20 protein-coding genes are annotated in these 19,522 nt (G+C 41.3%); 11 read left to right on the top strand and 9 right to left on the bottom strand.

All coding sequences use genetic code 11. From position 1 onward, the window contains the following. The first annotated feature begins 166 nt into the window (after positions 1-166). The 3 genes from MKY20_RS13975 to MKY20_RS13985 all read left to right on the top strand — a co-directional run bounded on the left by MKY20_RS13975 (position 167) and on the right by MKY20_RS13985 (position 4,939). On the top strand, positions 167-1,627 hold the full coding sequence (locus tag MKY20_RS13975; RefSeq protein ID WP_251267095.1) for a sodium:solute symporter family protein: 1,461 nt from the start codon (positions 167-169) through the stop codon (positions 1,625-1,627). 16 nt (positions 1,628-1,643) lie between these two features. Continuing rightward, the gene (locus tag MKY20_RS13980; RefSeq protein WP_341001573.1) at positions 1,644-3,308 is read left to right on the top strand and encodes an amidohydrolase; all 1,665 of its coding nucleotides are present in this window, start codon (positions 1,644-1,646) and stop codon (positions 3,306-3,308) included. Between the two features lie 143 nt (positions 3,309-3,451). Further along, positions 3,452-4,939 (top strand): APC family permease, encoded by a 1,488-nt coding sequence (locus tag MKY20_RS13985; RefSeq protein WP_251267093.1) that lies wholly within the window; start codon positions 3,452-3,454, stop codon positions 4,937-4,939. Positions 4,940-5,497: 558 nt separating this feature from the next. Here MKY20_RS13985 and MKY20_RS13990 read toward each other — a convergent pair. The 3 genes from MKY20_RS13990 to MKY20_RS14000 form a co-directional block, all read right to left on the bottom strand. After that, positions 5,498-6,385 carry a selenium metabolism-associated LysR family transcriptional regulator gene (locus MKY20_RS13990; protein WP_009333736.1) on the bottom strand — a complete coding sequence of 296 codons (888 nt, stop codon included), beginning with the start codon at positions 6,383-6,385 and terminating at the stop codon, positions 5,498-5,500. A 57-nt stretch (positions 6,386-6,442) separates the two neighbouring features. After that, positions 6,443-7,486 (bottom strand): YeiH family protein, encoded by a 1,044-nt coding sequence (locus MKY20_RS13995; RefSeq protein ID WP_071155663.1) that lies wholly within the window; start codon positions 7,484-7,486, stop codon positions 6,443-6,445. A gap of 116 nt (positions 7,487-7,602) precedes the next feature. Continuing rightward, entirely contained in the window at positions 7,603-8,532 is a 930-nt protein-coding gene (locus MKY20_RS14000; protein WP_341001576.1) for a DMT family transporter, read from the bottom strand. 101 nt (positions 8,533-8,633) lie between these two features. Between MKY20_RS14000 and pdxR the strand changes: the two genes are divergently transcribed. The 3 genes from pdxR (at position 8,634) to MKY20_RS14015 (ending at position 11,562) form a co-directional block, all read left to right on the top strand. Further along, positions 8,634-10,025 carry a MocR-like pyridoxine biosynthesis transcription factor PdxR gene (gene pdxR / locus MKY20_RS14005; RefSeq protein ID WP_009333739.1) on the top strand — a complete coding sequence of 464 codons (1,392 nt, stop codon included), beginning with the start codon at positions 8,634-8,636 and terminating at the stop codon, positions 10,023-10,025. 183 nt (positions 10,026-10,208) lie between these two features. After that, positions 10,209-11,003 carry an extracellular solute-binding protein gene (locus MKY20_RS14010; protein WP_251267092.1) on the top strand — a complete coding sequence of 265 codons (795 nt, stop codon included), beginning with the start codon at positions 10,209-10,211 and terminating at the stop codon, positions 11,001-11,003. A 115-nt stretch (positions 11,004-11,118) separates the two neighbouring features. After that, positions 11,119-11,562 (top strand): hypothetical protein, encoded by a 444-nt coding sequence (locus MKY20_RS14015; protein WP_019382361.1) that lies wholly within the window; start codon positions 11,119-11,121, stop codon positions 11,560-11,562. Positions 11,563-11,611: 49 nt separating this feature from the next. Here MKY20_RS14015 and MKY20_RS14020 read toward each other — a convergent pair whose 3' ends face one another. The 5 genes from MKY20_RS14020 to MKY20_RS14040 all read right to left on the bottom strand — a co-directional run bounded on the left by MKY20_RS14020 (position 11,612) and on the right by MKY20_RS14040 (position 15,785). Beyond that, on the bottom strand, positions 11,612-12,361 hold the full coding sequence (locus tag MKY20_RS14020; protein ID WP_009333742.1) for an anti-sigma factor: 750 nt from the start codon (positions 12,359-12,361) through the stop codon (positions 11,612-11,614). Further along, positions 12,351-12,935: an RNA polymerase sigma factor gene (locus MKY20_RS14025; protein ID WP_009333743.1), complete on the bottom strand. Its 585-nt coding sequence runs from the start codon at positions 12,933-12,935 to the stop codon at positions 12,351-12,353. Before MKY20_RS14025 ends, MKY20_RS14020 begins: the two co-directional genes overlap by 11 nt. A 129-nt stretch (positions 12,936-13,064) precedes the next feature. Further along, complete coding sequence (locus MKY20_RS14030) at positions 13,065-13,574, bottom strand: COG4315 family predicted lipoprotein (RefSeq protein ID WP_192908854.1); 510 nt, start codon at positions 13,572-13,574, stop codon at positions 13,065-13,067. Between the two features lie 269 nt (positions 13,575-13,843). Then, the gene (locus MKY20_RS14035) at positions 13,844-15,034 is read right to left on the bottom strand and encodes a CynX/NimT family MFS transporter (RefSeq protein ID WP_071155768.1); all 1,191 of its coding nucleotides are present in this window, start codon (positions 15,032-15,034) and stop codon (positions 13,844-13,846) included. A gap of 244 nt (positions 15,035-15,278) precedes the next feature. Further along, positions 15,279-15,785: a PadR family transcriptional regulator gene (locus tag MKY20_RS14040; RefSeq protein ID WP_019382358.1), complete on the bottom strand. Its 507-nt coding sequence runs from the start codon at positions 15,783-15,785 to the stop codon at positions 15,279-15,281. A 75-nt stretch (positions 15,786-15,860) separates the two neighbouring features. Here MKY20_RS14040 and MKY20_RS14045 point away from each other — a divergent pair, with 75 nt between their 5' ends. Beyond that, the gene (locus MKY20_RS14045) at positions 15,861-16,610 is read left to right on the top strand and encodes an SDR family NAD(P)-dependent oxidoreductase (protein ID WP_251175279.1); all 750 of its coding nucleotides are present in this window, start codon (positions 15,861-15,863) and stop codon (positions 16,608-16,610) included. Between the two features lie 97 nt (positions 16,611-16,707). Here the strand turns inward: MKY20_RS14045 and MKY20_RS14050 are convergent, their stop codons facing one another. Next, positions 16,708-17,442: an SDR family NAD(P)-dependent oxidoreductase gene (locus MKY20_RS14050; protein WP_009333748.1), complete on the bottom strand. Its 735-nt coding sequence runs from the start codon at positions 17,440-17,442 to the stop codon at positions 16,708-16,710. Positions 17,443-17,634: 192 nt separating this feature from the next. Between MKY20_RS14050 and MKY20_RS14055 the strand changes: the two genes are divergently transcribed. From MKY20_RS14055 to MKY20_RS14070, 4 genes are all read left to right on the top strand, one after another. Next, positions 17,635-18,219 (top strand): TetR family transcriptional regulator, encoded by a 585-nt coding sequence (locus MKY20_RS14055; protein WP_251175280.1) that lies wholly within the window; start codon positions 17,635-17,637, stop codon positions 18,217-18,219. A 75-nt stretch (positions 18,220-18,294) separates the two neighbouring features. Next, a complete protein-coding gene (locus tag MKY20_RS14060; protein WP_009333750.1) occupies positions 18,295-18,630 on the top strand; it encodes a DMT family transporter in 336 nt (111 codons plus the stop codon). Continuing rightward, positions 18,630-18,944, top strand: a complete 315-nt coding sequence (locus MKY20_RS14065; RefSeq protein WP_009333751.1) for a DMT family transporter — start codon at positions 18,630-18,632, stop codon at positions 18,942-18,944. The genes MKY20_RS14060 and MKY20_RS14065 overlap by 1 nt, the downstream gene beginning before the upstream one ends. 121 nt (positions 18,945-19,065) lie before the next feature. Beyond that, positions 19,066-19,515, top strand: coding sequence for a MarR family winged helix-turn-helix transcriptional regulator (locus MKY20_RS14070; RefSeq protein WP_009333752.1), 450 nt, complete (start codon positions 19,066-19,068; stop codon positions 19,513-19,515). Positions 19,516-19,522 lie beyond the last annotated feature (7 nt).

Raw genomic sequence — 19,522 nt, forward strand, 5'->3', positions numbered from 1 at the left:
ACTGACCGATATATTAGAAAAGATGGCCGATTAAAATAAAAAATGACCGATAAATCCTAAATCTGACCTATAATCATAGGGAAGTGACCAATATAGTGGAATCCAAATAAAAGATATTACTGTCAATAATTTACAGAATATTAAGAAAAAATAAAGGGGGCAGTCGATGGGCTGGTATTTTGGATACATTTTGGCGTATTTCATATTCATGTTTGCAATTGGAATCTATTATTTTACAAAAATTAAAACCTCAGACAGTTATTTAATTGCAGGCTGGAATATGGGTTTTTGGAATATTGTCGGCACAATCATCAGCACGAATTGCGGCGCTGCTGTTTTTATTGGCTGGATTGGAATGGGATTCACAATTGGCGTATCGGGATTTTTTAAATTTGCTTTACCAGCCATGCTTGTCAGTATGCTCTTGATCTTCTTCTTTAGCCGTCCATTAAGAAGACAGAGATTATATACACTGGCGGACCTATTTAGTGAAAGATTTGGATCAAAAACCGGTATCATTCCATCAGTGTTATCTGCTTTCATTTACTCAGTACCCACTACTGCCCTGCAGATTGTAGGGATGAGTACCGTATTCAGCATTGCTTTTAATATGAATGTGAAAACTGGAATTGTGCTTTCTTTTATTTTGATTCTTGGCTTTACGATTTTGGGCGGCTTAGTAGCGACAATTGTAACGGATGCCATTCAAAGCGTAATTCTGATTGCAGGGATTGTTATGCTTGCATATGCCGCCTTGCAATTTGGCGGAGGAATGGAACACATTCTCAGTAACACGCCGAGAGATTTTTTGACTCCGCTTGGTGCGAATGGCCTTGGGGATGTACTGCTTTTTGCTCTTTCTGTGGCTCCGTTCTACTTGGTCTGGCAATCTACATGGCAGCGGATCTTTGCTTCTAAGACAGAAGATATCGCCATTAAAGCAGGCTTAACCGGTTATGCCATTACTTTATGTATTTCTGTGCTTCCTTATAGTATAGGAATTATGGCAAGGCAATTTGTGCCAGCCGATATTCACCCAGATTTAATTTTCTCCTATGTAACCGTGGAAATGCTTCCTCCGTATATTGGCGGCATTATTCTGATCGGACTCCTATCAGCACTTATGACAGGTGCAGACTCCTTCATTTTACAGGGAAGCTCTAATATTACTCAGGATTTGTATCACCGGCTATTAAATCCCAATGCAACAGAAAAGCAAATGATGTTTGTTTCCCGCTTGAGTGTAGTGATTATATCGGTATTATCACTGGCAGTTGCCTTTGCATTAACAGATATAGTCAGTATGTATCAATGGGCACTCAGGCTGTCAGCAACCACTCTGGTGTTTCCGTTTCTGGCTATTATGTTTTGGAAAAGGACAACCAACACCGCTGTCATTTCCAGCATGCTTCTTGCTTGTTTCACGACCATTCTATGGCCTCTTCTCCATACAGGAATAGATCAGACCATACCTGGCTTTATCATCTCTTTTTGTTCGCTTGTCATAATTAGTCTCTGGACAAAACATTCATCATCAGAAAATGTAATAGCTGTTTACTGGGAAGACCTTCCTTCAGCAAATAGAAAGATAGACGCTATCGATTCAGCAGAAAACAAAGCTGTCTAAATAAGGAGGGATAAGGGTGAGTATCCTTATCATAAAAAATGCAAATATCATCACGCTTGATCCACATAATACTAAGGCAAAATCACTGCTTGTCAGAAATGGAATCATCGAAAAAATTTGGAATAAAAACGAGCCGCATCGTACGGAAGTTCCAGACGGTCCTGATATTGAGATCCTGGATTTGAAAGGGGCTGCGCTGCTTCCTGGTTTTATAGACACTCATAGTCATTTATTAATGTACGGTCAAATGCTGAATTATGTTGATTGCAGATCCCCACGGAATAAAAACATTGGTGATATAAAGGGAGAAATAGCAGCAAGAGCCGGTAAAGCGAAACCTGGGGCATGGATCATAGGGTGGGGTTATGATGATACCCTCTTGGAGGACAAGAGACATCCGAACAGGTCTGATTTAGATCAGGCAGCTCCGGACAATCCCGTTTTTATCCGGCATATTTCAGGGCACTTTGGTGCTGCCAATTCCAAAGCTCTTGAATTGGCTGGAATCGACGAAAGCACATCGAATCCGCATGGCGGGTACTTTACACGGGATGATAATGGAAGGCTGGATGGTGTCATTCATGAAATACCTGCCCTGGAATTTATTTTTCCAGTCCTGCCTTCTCCGTCAAGTGATGAACAAATCAAAAATATTGGGAATGCGGCGAAGGTGTACCTGTCTCAGGGGATCACCACATGTACAGATGCCGGTGTGGGCCTTGACAGAGGAATAGAGGAATTAAATGCGCATATAGCGGCCATTAATTCAGGAAAGAATCCGATGAATATGCGGCTAATGATCTTGCATCATCTTTTAAGAGAGGGAAGTGCTTTTTCCGGTTATACTGCAGATCAGCTGGATCTTGAATTAAAAAGACGCACTAAAAACAGAGCTTCACTGGATAGTGCCAAATTATTTCAGGATGGATCCATCCAGGGACTTACAGGTGCACTCCGCAAACCCTATCATTGTGATGAATCTGTATATGGTGAGCTGCTGCATGATCAAAACAAATTTGCAGAAGAAATGCTGGATCTCCATAAGAGAGGATTTAGGATTGCGATTCATGGAAATGGAGATCGGGCAATCGGATCTATCCTTGAGGCTTTCGATTATGTTTTGTCAAAAAGTCCGATGGAAGACCACAGGCATCGGATTGAACATGTACAGACTGCCGGCAGTGAAGACCTTGATGCCATGCAAAGATTAGGTGTAGCAGCTTCGTTTTTCATCAATCATGTTTACTATTGGGGAGATCGGCACCGCAGAATATTCCTGGGTGAAAAGAGAGCGGCTAGAATTAATCCTTTGGCTGATGCGGTTGACCGCAATTTGCTGTTCACACTGCATTCTGATTGTCCTATTACCCCAATTTCGCCCCTGTTTTCCATATGGGCGGCTGTGAACCGCATCACTTTAGAAGGTGAAGTGCTTGGAGATGATCAAAAAATTGATGTTCTGGAAGCTTTAAAAGCGATGACATCTTACGGGGCAGCTCTGAACTTTGAAGAAGATTCTGCTGGCACCATTGAAGAAGGAAAAAGAGGAGATTTTGTTGTCCTGGAGGCCGATCCTCTAACTTGTCCAGCAATGGAATTAAAAGATATTCCTATCTTGGCGACGATTATTTCCGGTAAGGTTGTGTGGGAGAATACAGAAAAAGCTTATATTCATTCATAGATAACCACTATTGAAAAACTCCTTAATACTGAAGCAAAAGCCGGGGGTCAGCTTTTGCTCCGTTTAAGGATGAGGCATTAGCTCAACAAGATTACGCAGTCCTTAATAGATTTGAGAGAAGCCTTAATAATGGAGGGGAAAACATGGAAGAAAGGGTACAGCTGGAAAAAACGTTTAAGCCGCAATGGGTGTGGGCTATCGCGCTTGGTTCTGCCATTGGCTGGGGAGCATTTATTCTGCCAACTGAATGGATGGGGAAAGCAGGTCCGATTGGTGCGGTGATCGGGTTAACCATTGGTGCTTTATTAATGATGGTGATTGCTGTCAGTTATGGGGTTTTAATTGAAAAGTATCCTGTTTCCGGCGGAGAATTTGCTTATGCATATATCGGGTTTGGGAGGAATCATGCTTTTATTTGCGGATGGTTTCTGACTCTTGGCTATATTTGTATTGTCGCCCTGAATGCATCTGCATTGGCCTTGCTCGGAAAGTTTATGCTTCCCTCGCTTACAAATATCGGTTTGTTATATGAAATAGGCGGCTGGCAGGTTTATCTGGGTGAAGTAGCAATAGCGACAGCAGCACTCCTGATCTTTGCCTATTTTAATATAAAGGGTGCTTCCATATCTGGTAAACTCCAATATATATTCTGTATTATCCTTGTTGCCGGTGTGTTTCTGCTTACTTTAAGTATGTTATTAAGTCCATCTTCAGATCTGTCAAATCTTCAGCCTTTTTTTAAGCCCGAGATTCCTGCCCTTACTGGAATCATTGCAATCATCGCTATTGCTCCATGGGCATACGTTGGTTTTGATAACATTCCTCAGGCGGCTGAAGAGTTTAATTTTCCTCCTAAGAAGGCATTCATGCTTATCATATATTCGTTAATTGTAGCCTGTATCTTATACTCCTTTATGATTATTGCAACAGCAGTGGCAATGCCATGGCAAAACCTTGTTGCCGGAAAGCCGATTTGGGGGACAGGTGATGTCATCTCTGATACTTTAGGTGCCTTCGGAGTACTTCTGCTCGCAATCTCCCTTTGTATGGGTGTATTCACAGGGCTTAACGGATTCTATGTATCTTCCAGCCGTTTATTGTTTGCGATGGGGAGAGCTAAAGTAGTTCCTAAAGTATTTTCCAGGCTTCATCCGAAGCATGGCACCCCATATGCAGGAGTTCTGTTCACATGTGCCGTGTGTCTGTTTGCCCCATGGTTTGGGCGTCCCGTCCTATTATGGATTGTTGACATGTCAGCAACAGGAGTAACCATTGCCTACTTTTATACTTGTTTCACAGCCTATAAGCTATTCAGCTGGACAGAAGCAGCCGATGGAAAAATGGTCTCACCCGGCAAAAAACTGGTTGCTCTGATAGGTGCACTAAGCGGTCTTTCATTTCTTGGATTGCTGCTCATTCCTGGGTCTCCATCAGCACTTGGAGCACCTTCACTGATCGCCTTACTGGTTTGGACAGTATTAGGATTAGCTTTCTATCTATATAAAAGGAAAGAATATAAGCAAATACCTAAAAGTACACTTGATTATTATATTTTAGGGAGTACAGAGAAAATTGGGAAGGAGGATAAGACTGACACTGATACCCAGGTTAGTATCAAAATAGATGCTTAAGTGCTTAAGGGGTCAGCCGCTGATAAATCTATTAAACTGCGTAAATTGGTCTGTTAATTAACGGGGGATGAAGCTTTGGGCAAAAATAGAGCTGGCTTCCAATTCTAGTGCGAAGACGGGCGGATTAAGACAGGAGAGACCGAAAATAGCCTGTTTGTGTCCGAAGAAGGGGCAGGTTCAGACAGGAAGAACGAGAAATAGCCTGTTTGTGTCCGAAGACGGGGCAGGTTCAGACAGGAAGAACGAGAAATAACCTGTTTGTGTCCGAAGAAGAGGCAGGTTCAGACAAGGAGAACCGGAAATAGCCTGTTTGTGTCCGAAGACGGGGCATGTTCAGACAGGGAGAACGAGAAATAACCTGTTTGTGTCCGAAGACGGGGCGAGTTCAGACAGGAAGAACCGGAAATAATCTGTTTGTGTCCGAAGAAAGAACAAGTTCATACAGGAATAAGTATAGCCCCAATCAATAAGTGATTGGGGCAAATTGTTATTTATAAAGTTTAATCACAAAAACTTAACTACCCAGCCTGCAGCTCTACTATAATCCTGCCAATGTCTTTATTGTCTTGATGATATAAATTCCATCAGCTTCCTGCTGGTATGTTTCAGGGCTTCCTCATGATAGATCATGTAAAAGTCCCGCTGCATTGTAATTCCGTCTATATTTAATTGCTTTAAAGTACCGAGCCGAAGTTCTTTTTTTACAGCAGATTTTGAGATGATGGAAATTCCTAATCCTGCTTCTACACAGGATTTTATGGCTTCGGTGTGTTTCAGTTCCATAATGACATTCAATTTGGATGCATCTACATGGCATCTTCTAAAGGAATCCTCCATCACTTGCCTTGTTCCTGATCCTTTTTCACGGATAATAATAGGAACTGAGAGCAGCTCCTCGATGGTTATATTGTCCGTCTTAATGAATTTATTTTCAGGAGAGGCTATGATAATCAACTCATCTTTGGCAAATGGAACTTGTTTTAAGGCTGGGTAGGAGAGCATGGATTCAATGAATCCTAAATTGATTTCATGATTTAACAGCTTCTCAACGATATGCCTGGAGTTGTATACATTTAAATGCAGGCTGACTTTTGGATAAAGACTCGAAAAGTCGGCTAATAAAAAGGGGAGGACATGCTCCCCGATGGTTAAGCTGGCTCCGACCTTTAAGTCCCCATGTACACTTCCCTTTAGTTCTTCAAGTTCATTTTCAGTTTCATTCATTAAAGCTATCAGCTTTTTGACTTTATGATAAAGGATTTCGCCTGCAGGAGTCAGCGAGATTTTTTTGGTTGTCCGTTCAAAGAGCTGACAATCCCACTGTTCTTCAAGTTGTTTGATTTGAAGGCTGACACTTGATTGAGAGAGGTGAAGATCTTTGGCAGTCTGAGAAAAACTCTTATTATTTGCAGTGACATAAAATACTTTCAAATAGTCGAGGTTCATAAATATTCTCCTTCAATCCTGTAACTTCCCTCTCTATTGTAATCGATAGAGGGACATTTAAAAAATTTTATATAGCAGGAGCAGCAGAGGGGTTATGGCAAGAAGACCCAGAAAGCCTGCTATGGCAACAGCCACTGGTTTAAAGCCTACTTTCACGAAGTCTTTCCATTTAATATTAAGCCCAAGCCCTGCCATTCCCATTGCGAGGAGGTAGGTGCTAAGCAATAAGAAGATGCTGACGATACTTCCGGGGATGGAGAAAAGAGTATTGATCAGGCTGGTAAGCAGAAATCCAAAAATAAACCATGGAATTGGCAGCTTCCCTATATTCCGGCTTTTACCGCTGTTTTTTCTGCTGTAAACAAAACTGATAATAAGGGCAACTGGTATCAGCAATAATACTCTTCCGAGTTTAACCAGTATGGCAGAGTCACTGCTGGCATCTCCGCCTGGAACACCAGCCGCCACTACATGGGCAAGTTCGTGCAGTGTTGCGCCGGCTAATACACCATATTCCTGCTCGCTAATAGGCAGCAAGGGAAATAAAACAATATACAAAATGGCCCCTATGGTCCCTAAAACTGCTATGCATGAAACTGCAACTGCGGTTTGCTCTTCCTTGCTTTTGACAATAGGCGCAATCGCAATAATGGCTGCCGCTCCGCAAATAGCAGTGCCTGCAGCAAGCAAAGCTGACAATTTCTTATTGATTCTGAACGCTTTGCCCAAAAGCAGGATGAAACTCATGGTAAAGACGATGACCACAACATCGATGATCATGATTGAAAAACCTGCTGATATAATTTCCTGCAAATTCAGCCTAAAGCCCAGTAAAATAATCCCTGCACGAAGCAGTACCTTGCTTGAAAACTGAATACCTGAATGAGCGTCCGCAGGTACAGATAGCGTATTTCCCCAAATGCCTCCCATCAGAATGGAGAGGATCATGATTCCGAGAATGGAGAAAAAGGGAAGATTGGCAATTTGGCCAGCCAGAACCGCAAGGATGAGGGTCAGCAATAATCCTTTCGCAAACCCGATAGCCTTTTGTTTTTTTTTAGGTTCTTCTATTACATATTCTTGAATTTTTTGTGCTTCCACAGAAAGTTCCCCTTTCGTTCATTTGATACCTTAACCGTATCATAGGAAAGGAAAACCGCTTCACCGATTGTTTAATAAGGCTTATTGGATTTCTTAATGATTCAAAATGGTATGGCTTAAGCCCCTTTTTGCTGCAAAATCATGACTTCCTCTTCTTTTTCTTTCATTGATAGGAAAAGTACTCCAGCAATGATGAAAACACCGCCGAGCAGTTGATAGCTTCCGAAGGTTTCTTTTAGCCACAGGAAGGATATCAAAGCTGCCACAAGCGGCTCAATACTGGATAAAAGACTGGTTTCTGTGGGGGAAAGATACTTCAGAATTCCTATATAGAACAAAAAGGAGAGGGTGCTGATCACAATAATGGCAATTAACATAGATAATGTACCAATATTAAGGGCAACTGCCATGCTGGCAAAGCTGAATGATGGCATCAGTAAATATAGGACGATTCCGCCAAGCAGCATTCCCCAGCCTATGATTGTCATCGTTCCCCAGGTCTTAATGAGGGAAACAGGCTGCAATGTATAAAAGGCAAATCCCAGCGCAGTTAAAAATCCGATCCATAAAGCCTTATCTGTCAAGAGAATTTGGTCCAGAGATCCATTGGTAATAAGCAGAAAAATTCCTGATAAAGCGGTGACAATGGCCAGCAAATGGGTCTTGGATGGCCATCTTCTGGACTCGATTGCCACATAAATCGTGATCAGCACCGGACCAGCAAATTGAAACAGGGTGGCTGTAACGGCATTGCTCACCTGAATGGTTTCAATAAAAGCATATTGCCCTCCAAGCATCCCCAAAACAGCAAAAAGAAGTAGCTGTATCCAGTGGCGGGGATGTTTCCATATCGCAAATACATTTACTTTTCGGCATGATAAGAAAATGAGCGTGAAAATGCCTGCCGCAATCAATCTGATAACTAAATAATCGCTTGATGATAAGTGGGTCTCCTGAAAAAACCACTGGAGCATTGGACCAGATAATCCCCACAAAGAAGCACCGCTTATAATCATGGCCAGTCCCAGCCTGCGTGAATTGCTCATGTTGTATGTCTCCTTACTATATATGTAATTATCATGTATTATAGATAATAACTGGTGTTGTTAGAAGGGTCAGATTTTTATTATAGAAGGGGGCCAGATTAATGTCCGAGTTAACGCCAAATCTAAACTTTACAAGCGGTGAGCCACTATATGTGCAATTATATAAATATATTAAAAACGAAATTAAGACAGGCAATCTGGCGGTAAATGCAAAGCTCCCATCCAAAAGGAAATTTGCCCGTTATCTTCAGGTTAGTGAGAATACAATTGAATCTGCATATGAACAGCTTATGGCTGAAGGATACATCGAATCGAAGGCACGCAAAGGATATTTTGTGTGTGAAGTTGAACAATATCATTTTGCTTCAGAAAATGAAGAGCCTCTCGCTGAAGAAAAGCAGCATATAGAGGGTAAGTTCATGTATCATTTTACTCATTCCGGGGTGGATATCAGGACTTTCCCATTTTCTGTGTTCCGGAAATTAACAAATCAAGTCCTGACAAGGGATAATGGCGAGGTTCTAATGCTTGGCCATCCTCAAGGCGAGCAGGAGCTGCGGAACCAGATCGCGAAGTATCTCTATAAATCCAGGGGTGTAAATTGTTCCCCAAGCCAAATCATTCTTGGATCTGGAACACAATATTTAATGAAAACGTTATTACAGCTGCTGGATGGAAGTACTTTTGCTGTTGAAAATCCGGGATATCACCGCAAGCTCATCATCTTTGAAAAAGGTATGGACAATGTGAGGGACATTCCTCTCGATCAAGATGGACTTGTTTTATCAAAGCTGAAAAAGTCAGGAGCAAACATCGTCTTTGTCACTCCATCTCACCAATTCCCTTGCGGAATGATTATGCCTATTGCCAGAAGGATGCAGCTTTTAAAATGGGCAAAGGAAAAACCTGGACGTTATATCATTGAAGATGACTATGACAGTGAATTCCGCTACACGGGCAAGCCGATTCCTGCCCTGCAGGGATTGGATAAGGATGAAAAAGTAATTTATATGGGCACATTCTCGAAAGCCCTGCTTCCCTCTCTAAGGATTAGTTATATGGTCCTTCCAAGACCTTTGCTGAAGATTTATCAGGAAGATTATTTCTTTTATGCGCAAACTGTTTCCCGGACAGATCAGGAGATTTTAATAAAATTTCTTCAGGAGGACTACTGGGATAAGCATATCCAGAAAATGAGGGTCGTTTATCGAAAGAAAAGAGATATCCTAATTGCTGCCATATCGAAGTATTTTCCACCAGGTTCTGAAGTAATCGGACAGGACTCAGGTTTGCACATATTACTTCGGCCGAATAATGAAATGAATGAACAACAGCTGATCAGGAAAGCCTTAGAGGCAGGAATAAAAATTTATCCTGTATCTCAATTTGGAGAAAATGACGGTCACACTGTATTGCTTGGTTTTGCCTTACTATCTGAAGAAGAGTTATTTGAAGCTATAAGGGTATTGGCCAGGGCATGGTTTGAATTGTAAAACCTGAAAAATGGTGATTTAGCATTCGTAGATTATCAAAACCCATAATGTGGAGAACAGTTGCAGGATTTTTAAAGTAGTTATTAATGCTCATTTTACCAAGTAAAGCGAACTGTTTGTCCATTCAGTACGTTTCCATTTATAACAGGCTTAGCCTGAAAAATTAGATGGAGGTTTTCTTGAATGAAAAAGTTTTCTTTCCTGATGGTTTGTCTATTTGTTATGGCAGGTGCAGCGGGTTTTACGGCATTTTCGAATTCCGCAGAGCCGGCAAATTCTTCAGTTGAAGCCGCACAGACTGAAGCTGTTCAAGTTTATGGTCCAGGTGGTCCTTTGGGCCCGATAAAGGAGACTGCAGAAAAGTTTTCAGCTGAAACAGGTATCAGGGTGAACGTAACGGCTGGACCGGAATCCAATTGGATTCAGCAGGCAAAGGAGGATGCTGACCTGATTTACGGAGGTTCAGAGTATATGATGCAAAGCTTTGTTTTTAACCACCCTGGAATGATAGACGAAAAATCACGAACAGAGCTGTATACTCGTGCTGCTGGCATTCTGGTAAGAAAAGGAAACCCCAAAAAAATAGAATCCCTAGAGGATTTAACAAAGCCAGGAGTTAAAATAGTGGATGTTAACGGTGCAGGCCAGCTTGGTCTTTGGGAAGACCTGGCAGGAAGAAAGGGCCTGATCGCTGGTTTAAATCAAAACATGGATATTTCAGTCAAAACCAGTGCTGAAGCCATTGATCTTTGGAAGACTAATTCAAAGCTGGATGCATGGATCACATATGAGTCCTGGCATTATCGCTTGAAAGAGGAAACAGAATTAATCCAAATGCCGGAAGATGAAAAGATTTACAGAGGAACACCTATTGCTATTGCCAAAGCTTCGCAGCATAAAAAAGAGGCTAAAAAATTCATAGAGTATCTGCAAACGGAATCAGCCCATAAGATTTTTCAAAAATGGGGATGGAACTAAGTGAGTAAGCTGCTATTAAACATGCCTATTTTTCTATCGAAAAACAACAGGCTGTGACCTCTTATCAAGTTTGATATGAATACAAGAGGGAATGAAATGGGCGAGGAGGGATCAAATGAAAAAAATACTTTCATTTATATCCATTTTGGTGATTATTATATTGGCAGCGGGCTGCAGTTCCAATGGAGAGAATGAGAAGCAGGAAAATGCAAACAGCGAAAAAGCAAACAACGCAGACGGACAAATGGCTGATGAGCTTTTAAATGGCAGTGATGAGGTAATGGCGGTTCTGGATGATTTACAAGCTAATTTGGAAAATAAGGCGGAAAACTCGGAACTGATACAAAAAAAGGGCAAAGACCTTGAGGAAAACTGGGATGAGATTGAGAAGAAAGTGGAGGAGAATTTTCCAGAAGACTACGAAAGTATTGAAAAGAGCTTATATCCGCTAATTAGTGAATCTCAGAAAGATCAGGGTGACTCAGCAAAAATGAAAGATCTGGTTACCGAAACAAAGGAAAAATTAGAGTCATTTAATGAGAAATTAGCTGAAAAATAATGAGTTTAAACCTGCCCTAAATTTTATTGGGCAGGTTTATTTCATTATATTAGGTTCCCAGCACTTTTTGTCCTTGCGGCTGAGTGTTAAACGGATTAGGTTCCAATGTAATCCCAATATCTTCAAACGAATATTCTGGAGGCAGGCGGTAGGTGATAAGTCCGCTGCCGTTTTGATCAGGTATCAAAGTGCCAGCACTTTGCCGGTTTCCGTTTTTTAACAGCCATACTTGGTAAACCTCATTACCCTTCGTAATAGGCATATTATTCAAGGCAATGACAAGACTTGTTTCCGTACCTTCCTGAAGAAGGTATGCGCTGCCGGTTGCAGAAGCAGCTAAGCTTTGCCCTGTTAAGGAATAAGTCGTAACAATTTGTGTCGGATCAGCAGCTTTATTCTCTAATGACTTAATAGTATCTTTCAATTGAAGGCTGTTCCAATAAAACCCAATTAAACAAATGATTAAAATAGCTGTTACAGCAGTGGATAGGGGTGAGAAATGCCTTTTGGTAACTGATAAAATTCGTTCTTTAAAGCTAATCGGTTCGGCTTCTATTTTTTCTTCGTGTTTAAGAAATTTATTTTCTTCAAAGACAAAATCCATCACTTGTGACTTCAATGATTCCGGTACCTCTGTTTCTTCTACATCATAAGAAAGCATTTGCCATGTTTCTTGTATAGATTTCAGTTCCTGCTGGCATTTTGCGCATTTTAGCAGATGGTCTTCGAACTGTTTTTTATCTTGGTTATTAAGTTCATTTATAATATATAAAGATAAATTATCACATTTATTCTCCATGCCGAACACCTCCTATTTTCCCGCTGAAATTATTCCGCAGTTTCTTTAAGGCCTGATGCAGGCGGCTTTTAATCGTACCCAGCGGCTTTTGTTCAAGTTCTGCAATTTCACTTAAGGAGTACCCTTCCCAATATAATAAGTTGATCAGGCGCTGCTGAGGTTCAGAGAGATGTCGTTTTGCTTCTTGAATCTGCTGTTTTAGCTGATTTCTGGTAACTTGCTGCTGTACATCATCAGCTGGTAGACCTTGCATTTGCTGCCAGTCCTCAAGCTCCAATTGGACCGTTCCTTTATATTTTTGTTCTTTACGGATGAGATCTATGGAAATGTTTCGAGTTATGGTGAGAAGCCAGTTCACAAACTGTCCTTGGGATGCATTATAGGTGCTTTTTGTCGTCCAAAGCCGAAGGAACACCTGCTGAACAATTTCTTTCGTTTTTTCCGTATCGCCTTTGGTTATTTTTATGGAGAAGCTATAAATAAGCTTTACATATCGGTCATATAGCTCTTCAAGTGCTGGCCGATGATTTTGAACAATTAATTCTATTAGTTCTTCATCTGACTTAGACTTCATTGACGGAAATCGCTCCCTTGTTAAACGAAATTATTTAGTATAGATGTTAACATAGATTGACGGGAAAATTTGATAGGGGAGGAAAAAAAGAACTGCCGATAAACCAGGCAGTTCCTTCGGCAGTATCCATTATTGTGCAAATGATGTTTCGCTGTTAACAATAAACCAAACATCTTTGACGCCTTGTCCCTTTACATCACCAGATGCTCCGTCCTTTACGAAGTAGTAAAGCGGATAGCCCTTGTAGGTCGTTTGTTTCTCACCAGTGTCAGCGCGAGTAATCGTTCCGAAGTCTTCTTTATTAAATCCTTCCGGAACGGCAAAATCTTCAGAGTAGAAAGCAGGCCAGTTTTCAAGGCAATCTCCACTGCAATTTGATGTATTTGGCTGATCTTTTGCAAAGAAGTAAAGTGCCATACCTTTAGCATCTGTAAGATATTTACCAATTTTTTTGTTTTCCATCAGTTGAAGTTTCGCATCCGATTCTGCAAGATCTTTTTCTGACTCGTTGTTAACCGCTGTTGTTGTTTCTTGTGCTTGTTCTTTTGTACCTGTGCTTTCTGGTTTTTCCTGAGAGCTGCATCCTGCAAAAAGTATGCAAGCTAAAAGAATTGTCCAAAAATAAACTTTTGTTTTCATGTTTAATCCCTCCGTTATTTTTTCTTATCAAATACAGGTAACGCAGGGGAGGGGTAAACGGTTTTAAACAAATTTAAAATTTTTTAAGATTCCTTAAGACAGGGCGGAATCAACAACGCGTATTGTGGCATTGATAAATTTAACAATTTTATATTTGTATATAACTTTCTAATCTGACTAGCCTGATTTGAGTGCGCTGATGAGTCAGGGGAAATAATACTAATGAAACAGCAGCCGGTCTTATGTGAACCGGCTGCTGTTTTTTTGCATTATGCAATAGTTGAAGCAGTTTTATCCTGTTTATTGTGCTTATCCTGCAAAACAAATTGATTACGCCCTGCCCCAATTCCGGAAATAGTAAAGATGGCAGTAATGGCCATAAGGAAGATAAGTGGAACGGTCCAGGAGTGAAACAGGTCATACAGTGAGCCGATGAGTATCGGTCCTGCCGCGGCAAGCAGGTAGCCGACCGATTGTGCCATTCCTGAAAGACTGGCTGCCTGTTTGGCATTTTCAGCACGAAGGCCGATCAGGGTTAAGGAATGACTGATTGCAGCCCCAAGACCAATCCCGAGGAGAACAATACTGATGTTAGAGATGATGGCATTGATATTCATCAGGAGTCCCGTTATGCCGGCAAAAGTGAAAATGCCGATGCCAAGAGCAATCCCCTTTTGGTTAGGCAGCCGATCGGCAAGAACCGGAATAATAAAATTAACAGGGAGTCCTGAAAACTGGAAAACTGTTACCATCCATCCAGCAGCAGCGATTTCCCGCCCCTGGCTATGAAGAATTTCGGGGAGCCAGGTGGTGGTGCTGAAATAGACCATTGATTGCAATCCCATAAACAGTGTGACCTGCCAGGCGATGGGTGAGGACCAGATAGAACCCTTTGGTGCAGAACCTTTAGGTGCTTCCGTTTTTTTCTTTCGCAATCTGATCTGAGGAAGCCAGACAATAATGGCGATAAGGATTAAGATGGTCCATACACCAAGTGAAAGCCTCCATCCCAGGCCAAGATCTTCTGCAATCGGGATACTGAATCCTGGCGCAAGCCCTGCACAAATCCCCATTGAAAATGTATAAATGCCTGTAAGCAGGCCAACCTTCTGCGGAAACTTTTCCTTGACCATTCCAGGAAGAAGCACATTGCAAAGACCTACGCCTAAACCTATTAAAATAGTTCCTATGTACAGAGGCGGAAGCATCCCTACAGAACGTGCAGCAATGCCGGATCCCAAAATAGTCAAACCCAATAGAATGCTCCATTCACTTCCAAGCTTTTGGGCAATCCTCGGAACAAAAGGAGAGAGCAGGGCGAAGGCAACGAGCGGAAGGGTAGTCAGAAGGCCTGCTGCACCATTGGAAATTCCCGTTTCATCCCGGATTGCTCCGATCAATGGCCCAACTGATGTAATCGCAGGGCGTAAATTAAAAGCAACAAAAATAATGCCGGCCATCAGGAAAAAGGTTTTTGAATCAAATTTTGCTGAACTTCTCAACTAAAGACACTCCTTAAAGGTATTTCGAAAATCCTTCGCGTAACGAAAAGACAATATTCAGAATAGTATAATTGCTTTTGAGCTAAAAGTACATAGCTTTTAAGCAAAATGGCAATATTTTTACAGTTTATTAGATGGGGATAAATCTGAGGAAACAGCCGGATATATAAAAAGCAAGGGGAGGTACCCCTTGCTTCTATTTTTATACTGATTCTAATGCATCAAGAATTTTAGAAAGCCAATTCATATAAAACTCATTTAACCCTTTATAATGCTCCTGGATCAGGTTCGGAATGACGTCTTGGTAATCATGCTTCACTTCACTTTCTGTCTTCAGATCGGAGATCCAGGATTTAATATGCTCTGCTGCTGCAGGGACTTCGGGTGATTCGATAAATAATAGGGCTGGATAAAGGGAACGAGGTTCAGGCATCCGTTTTTTAAACACCTCAATGATCTCTTCTGAAAGCTGATTTTTTCCTTCTTCAGTAATTTGATAGACAGTGCGGTTTGGCCGGTTATTCACCTGTTCCCGCTTTTCCGCCTGGATCCACTTATGTTTTTCTAGTTTGCGGATGGCATGATATAAATTGCCGTCCGTAACGGGGAATAGCTGATCCCATTTGTGTTCTAAAATAACTTTTTTCATTTCATATGGATGATATTCTTTCTCTTTTAAAAGACCGAGAATCACGATTTGCATGGACATAATAGCAGCTCCTTTTAAATTATTACTTTGTACAAAGTAATGAATGATTTATAATAAAGGTGAGGAGGAGATCATATGAATCTAAAGGACAAAGTTGCATTAATTACAGGCGGTGCCGGCGGAATTGGCAAGGGAATAGCTACTGCCATGCTGAAACATGGCGCTAACGTTGTGATTGCAGATATCAACCGGGAAGCCGGAGAAGCGGCTGTAAAGCAATTACGCCAGTTTGGATCGATTCTTTTTATTGAAAAAGACATATCCCGGAAGGAAAATGCCGTAGAGCTTGTGCAGGAGACTATCTCACAGTATGGAAAATTGGATATCCTTGTCAACAACGCGCATGTTTCCAGACAGATGCCATTTGTGAATACAACACTGGAAGACTTTGAATTATCCTTTAATTCAGGATTTTACCCTACTGTCCATTTAATGCAAGCCTCATACGAACAGCTTAAGAAAAATAAAGGATTCGTGATTAACTTTGCTTCAGGTGCCGGTATTTCGGGCCAGGTTAACCAGGCTTCCTATGGATCTGCAAAAGAAGCGATTCGCGGTTTGACGCGAACCGTTGCAAATGAGTGGGCTAAGGATCAGATTAATGTGAATTTAATCTCACCAATCGCTTATACTGAAGGCGTGAAAAATTGGAGCGAGAACTTCCCTGATCAATATGAGCAGGTACTCAATGGAATTCCGCTTGGCCGCATGGGGGATCCGGAAAAGGATATTGGGGAAGCGGCTGTATTCTTAAGCAGCGAAAGCAGCTCTTATATTACCGGACAGACAATAATGGTAGACGGCGGAACGCAAAAGTTAACATAAACAAAGAAACTGTCTCCTTGGACAGTTTCTTTGTTTGAGATAGGCTTACCTGCTCTGAAGTTAGTTAATTGTCTGGCTTAAAGACCCTTCCGCTTTTCTATTGTGCAGAAAAGCCGCCGTCAATAACTAATTCTGCTCCTGTAATATATGAAGAATCATCTGAAGCAAGGAACAATACAGCGCGTGCCACGTCATCCGCTTCACCAAGTCTTTGGAGCGGAGTGGCCTGAATTAATCTTTGCAGCACTTCACTGGATTCTGACAGGTTTTCTGTCATTGGCGTTTTAATGACGCCAGGGAAGACGGCGTTAACCCTGATACCGAAACGGCCATACTGTGTGCTTGCCGCTCTGGAGATGGCTCTGACAGCACCTTTTGAAGCAGTGTACGTGTTTGTCCCCATCCCCACCATGGCTGTGTAGCTTGAAATATTCACAACTGCACCGCTTTGCTGTTTGACCATCTGCGGCAATACATGCTTCATTCCTGCAAATGGCCCGAAACCATTTATGCGCATCATAAGATCCCAATCTTCAATGGTCACATCATCCATATGCTTCTCGCTTGAAATGCCGGCATTATTAATAAGAACATCGATTCTTCCATGATCGGCAACGATTTCTTCCACTGCCTTTTTCCAATCATCCTCTGACATGACATTCAGCAATTTGCCTTCCACTGAAACATTTTGGCTGACAGCGTTCAAGAGCTCTTTATTAATGTCCGCTGCAATAACATAAGCGCCTTCTTCGACTAAAAGCTCAGTCATTCGTTTTCCCATTCCAGATGCTCCGCCAGTAACCAATACAATTTTATTATCAAATTTACCCATTACAATTCCCCCTTGATGTATCTTTTTAAAATGCGTTTGCAAATTAAGTATAATCGAAAATATACTTTGCGCAAAGTAATTAGTTCTGGGAAAATAACAAGTTTTAAGGGACATTTCATTATTCTTGATAGAAAGGGAAAGGATTGGTATAATGAATGACAGTCAGTCACTTTGAACAAGGAGGATATATACATGCAGGATCGGCCGGATGATAAATACAGTAGAATACTGAACGCTTCTATTGAGGTTATTTCTGAAAAAGGCCTTGAAAAATCCTCGGTATCAGAGATCGTTAAGAAAGCAGGCATTGCTCAGGGAACGTTCTATTTATATTTTTCTTCAAAAAGTGATTTGGTTCCTGCGATCGCCAATTCACTTCTCACCAAAATACTGGATCGGATGAAGAGGAAGGTGCAGGGAGCAGAAAGCTTCTGGAGCACTTTAGATGCCGTCATTGATGAGACCTTTAAGGTTACAGATGAACATAAAGATATCATCGTACTTGTATACTCAGGGCTTGCTGTCAACCATTCCCTGGAAAAATGGGAAGAGGTATACCGGCCATATTACGAATGGCTTGAGGTTGAAATCAGCAAGGCGGTTCAAAAAGAAGAAATTTTACCAGACATTAATGTGAAGTGGACCTCAAGGACCATCATTAACCTTATCGAAAATGCTGCTGAAAGATATTATATTGGCCGCGAGCGGGATGAGTCCCTGACTGTTTATAAGGAAGAGCTTTTTAAATTTATCAGGAAATCATTAATCACGGACTAAAATTATTGGACTGCTTCCAATAATTTTTCTTTAAATAAAAATGACTGACTGTCATTCATAAGGAGTTGAGAGCAAATGAAATGGATGTTAGTATTTACAGCCGGCATCCTTGAAGTGATGTGGGCTTCAGGTTTAAAATATGCAGATTCATTTCTGGAATGGACGATTACCACTGTACTGATAGCAGCAAGCTTTATACTATTGATTCGCTCATATAAAGTAATTCCTGTTGCGGCAGCTTATACCGTATTTGTCGGGATTGGAACTGTAGGCACTTATATTTTAGGTGTGATCATGGGGGAGCCTTTTTCGGTAACTCAAGTATTTTTTCTGGTGATATTATTGGCAGGGATCATTGGCATGAAGACTTTTACGAAACAGGAAAACACTGAAGTGAGAGGTGAATTATAATGGCTTGGGGATTATTGATTCTGGCGGGCATAGAAGAAGTGGTCGCTACAATTGCCATGAAATACATGGATGGAACGAGAAAGAAATGGCCGATCGTTATAATGGCAGTTGGTTTTATTTTCTCTTTCTTCTGTTTATCTATGGCCATGCAAAGGATTCCAGCCGGTGTGGCCTATGCTATTTGGACAGGAGTGGGGAGCATTGGCATTACGCTGGCTGGTTTGTTTTGGTTTAAAGAAAAATTTGGTTATAAGCAATATTTATCCCTGGCATTCATCTTAGTTGGTGTTATTGGACTGGGGATGACATCTTAAGAACTCCTTAGGCTATTAATATCAGAAGCAGACCTTAAAAGTGATGGTCTGTTTTTTTGAAAAAGAAATTAGTTGCAAAATACAACTAAAAGAACTATACTGTAACCAAGAGGTGAAAATAATGGAAAATCTTCGCAGTTTGTTTCAAGTAATGACGCGCCGTTTTGGCTTACTCAATAAAAATTGCTGCAATGTCGGCGGTTGCGATATTTCCCTCATTCAAAGCCATATTCTTTATGAGATTGACAATCAGCATAACCCCTCCATGCAGCAGATTGCAGATACGTTAGGGACGGATATTACTACTTTCAGCAGGCAGGTTCAATCTTTAGTCAAGATGAACTTAGTTAAGAAAACACCGGATCCTGCTGATAAGAGAATCAGTATTCTTTCGCTGACTGCAGAAGGCAAATATATTGCAGGTTCAATAGATCAGCAGATGAATTCATTTTTACATGAGGTTTTTTCACAAATGAATGAGTTTGAAAAAGAAACAGTCATCCGCTCGATTCATTTGTTAAATAATGCAATGGCAAAGTCCAGTGCATGCTGTAAGCCAATACAGGGGTGAATCCCCT

The organism is Cytobacillus sp. FSL W8-0315 (assembly GCF_038002905.1).
GTDB classification, from domain to species: Bacteria; Bacillota; Bacilli; order Bacillales; family Cytobacillaceae; genus Cytobacillus; species Cytobacillus pseudoceanisediminis.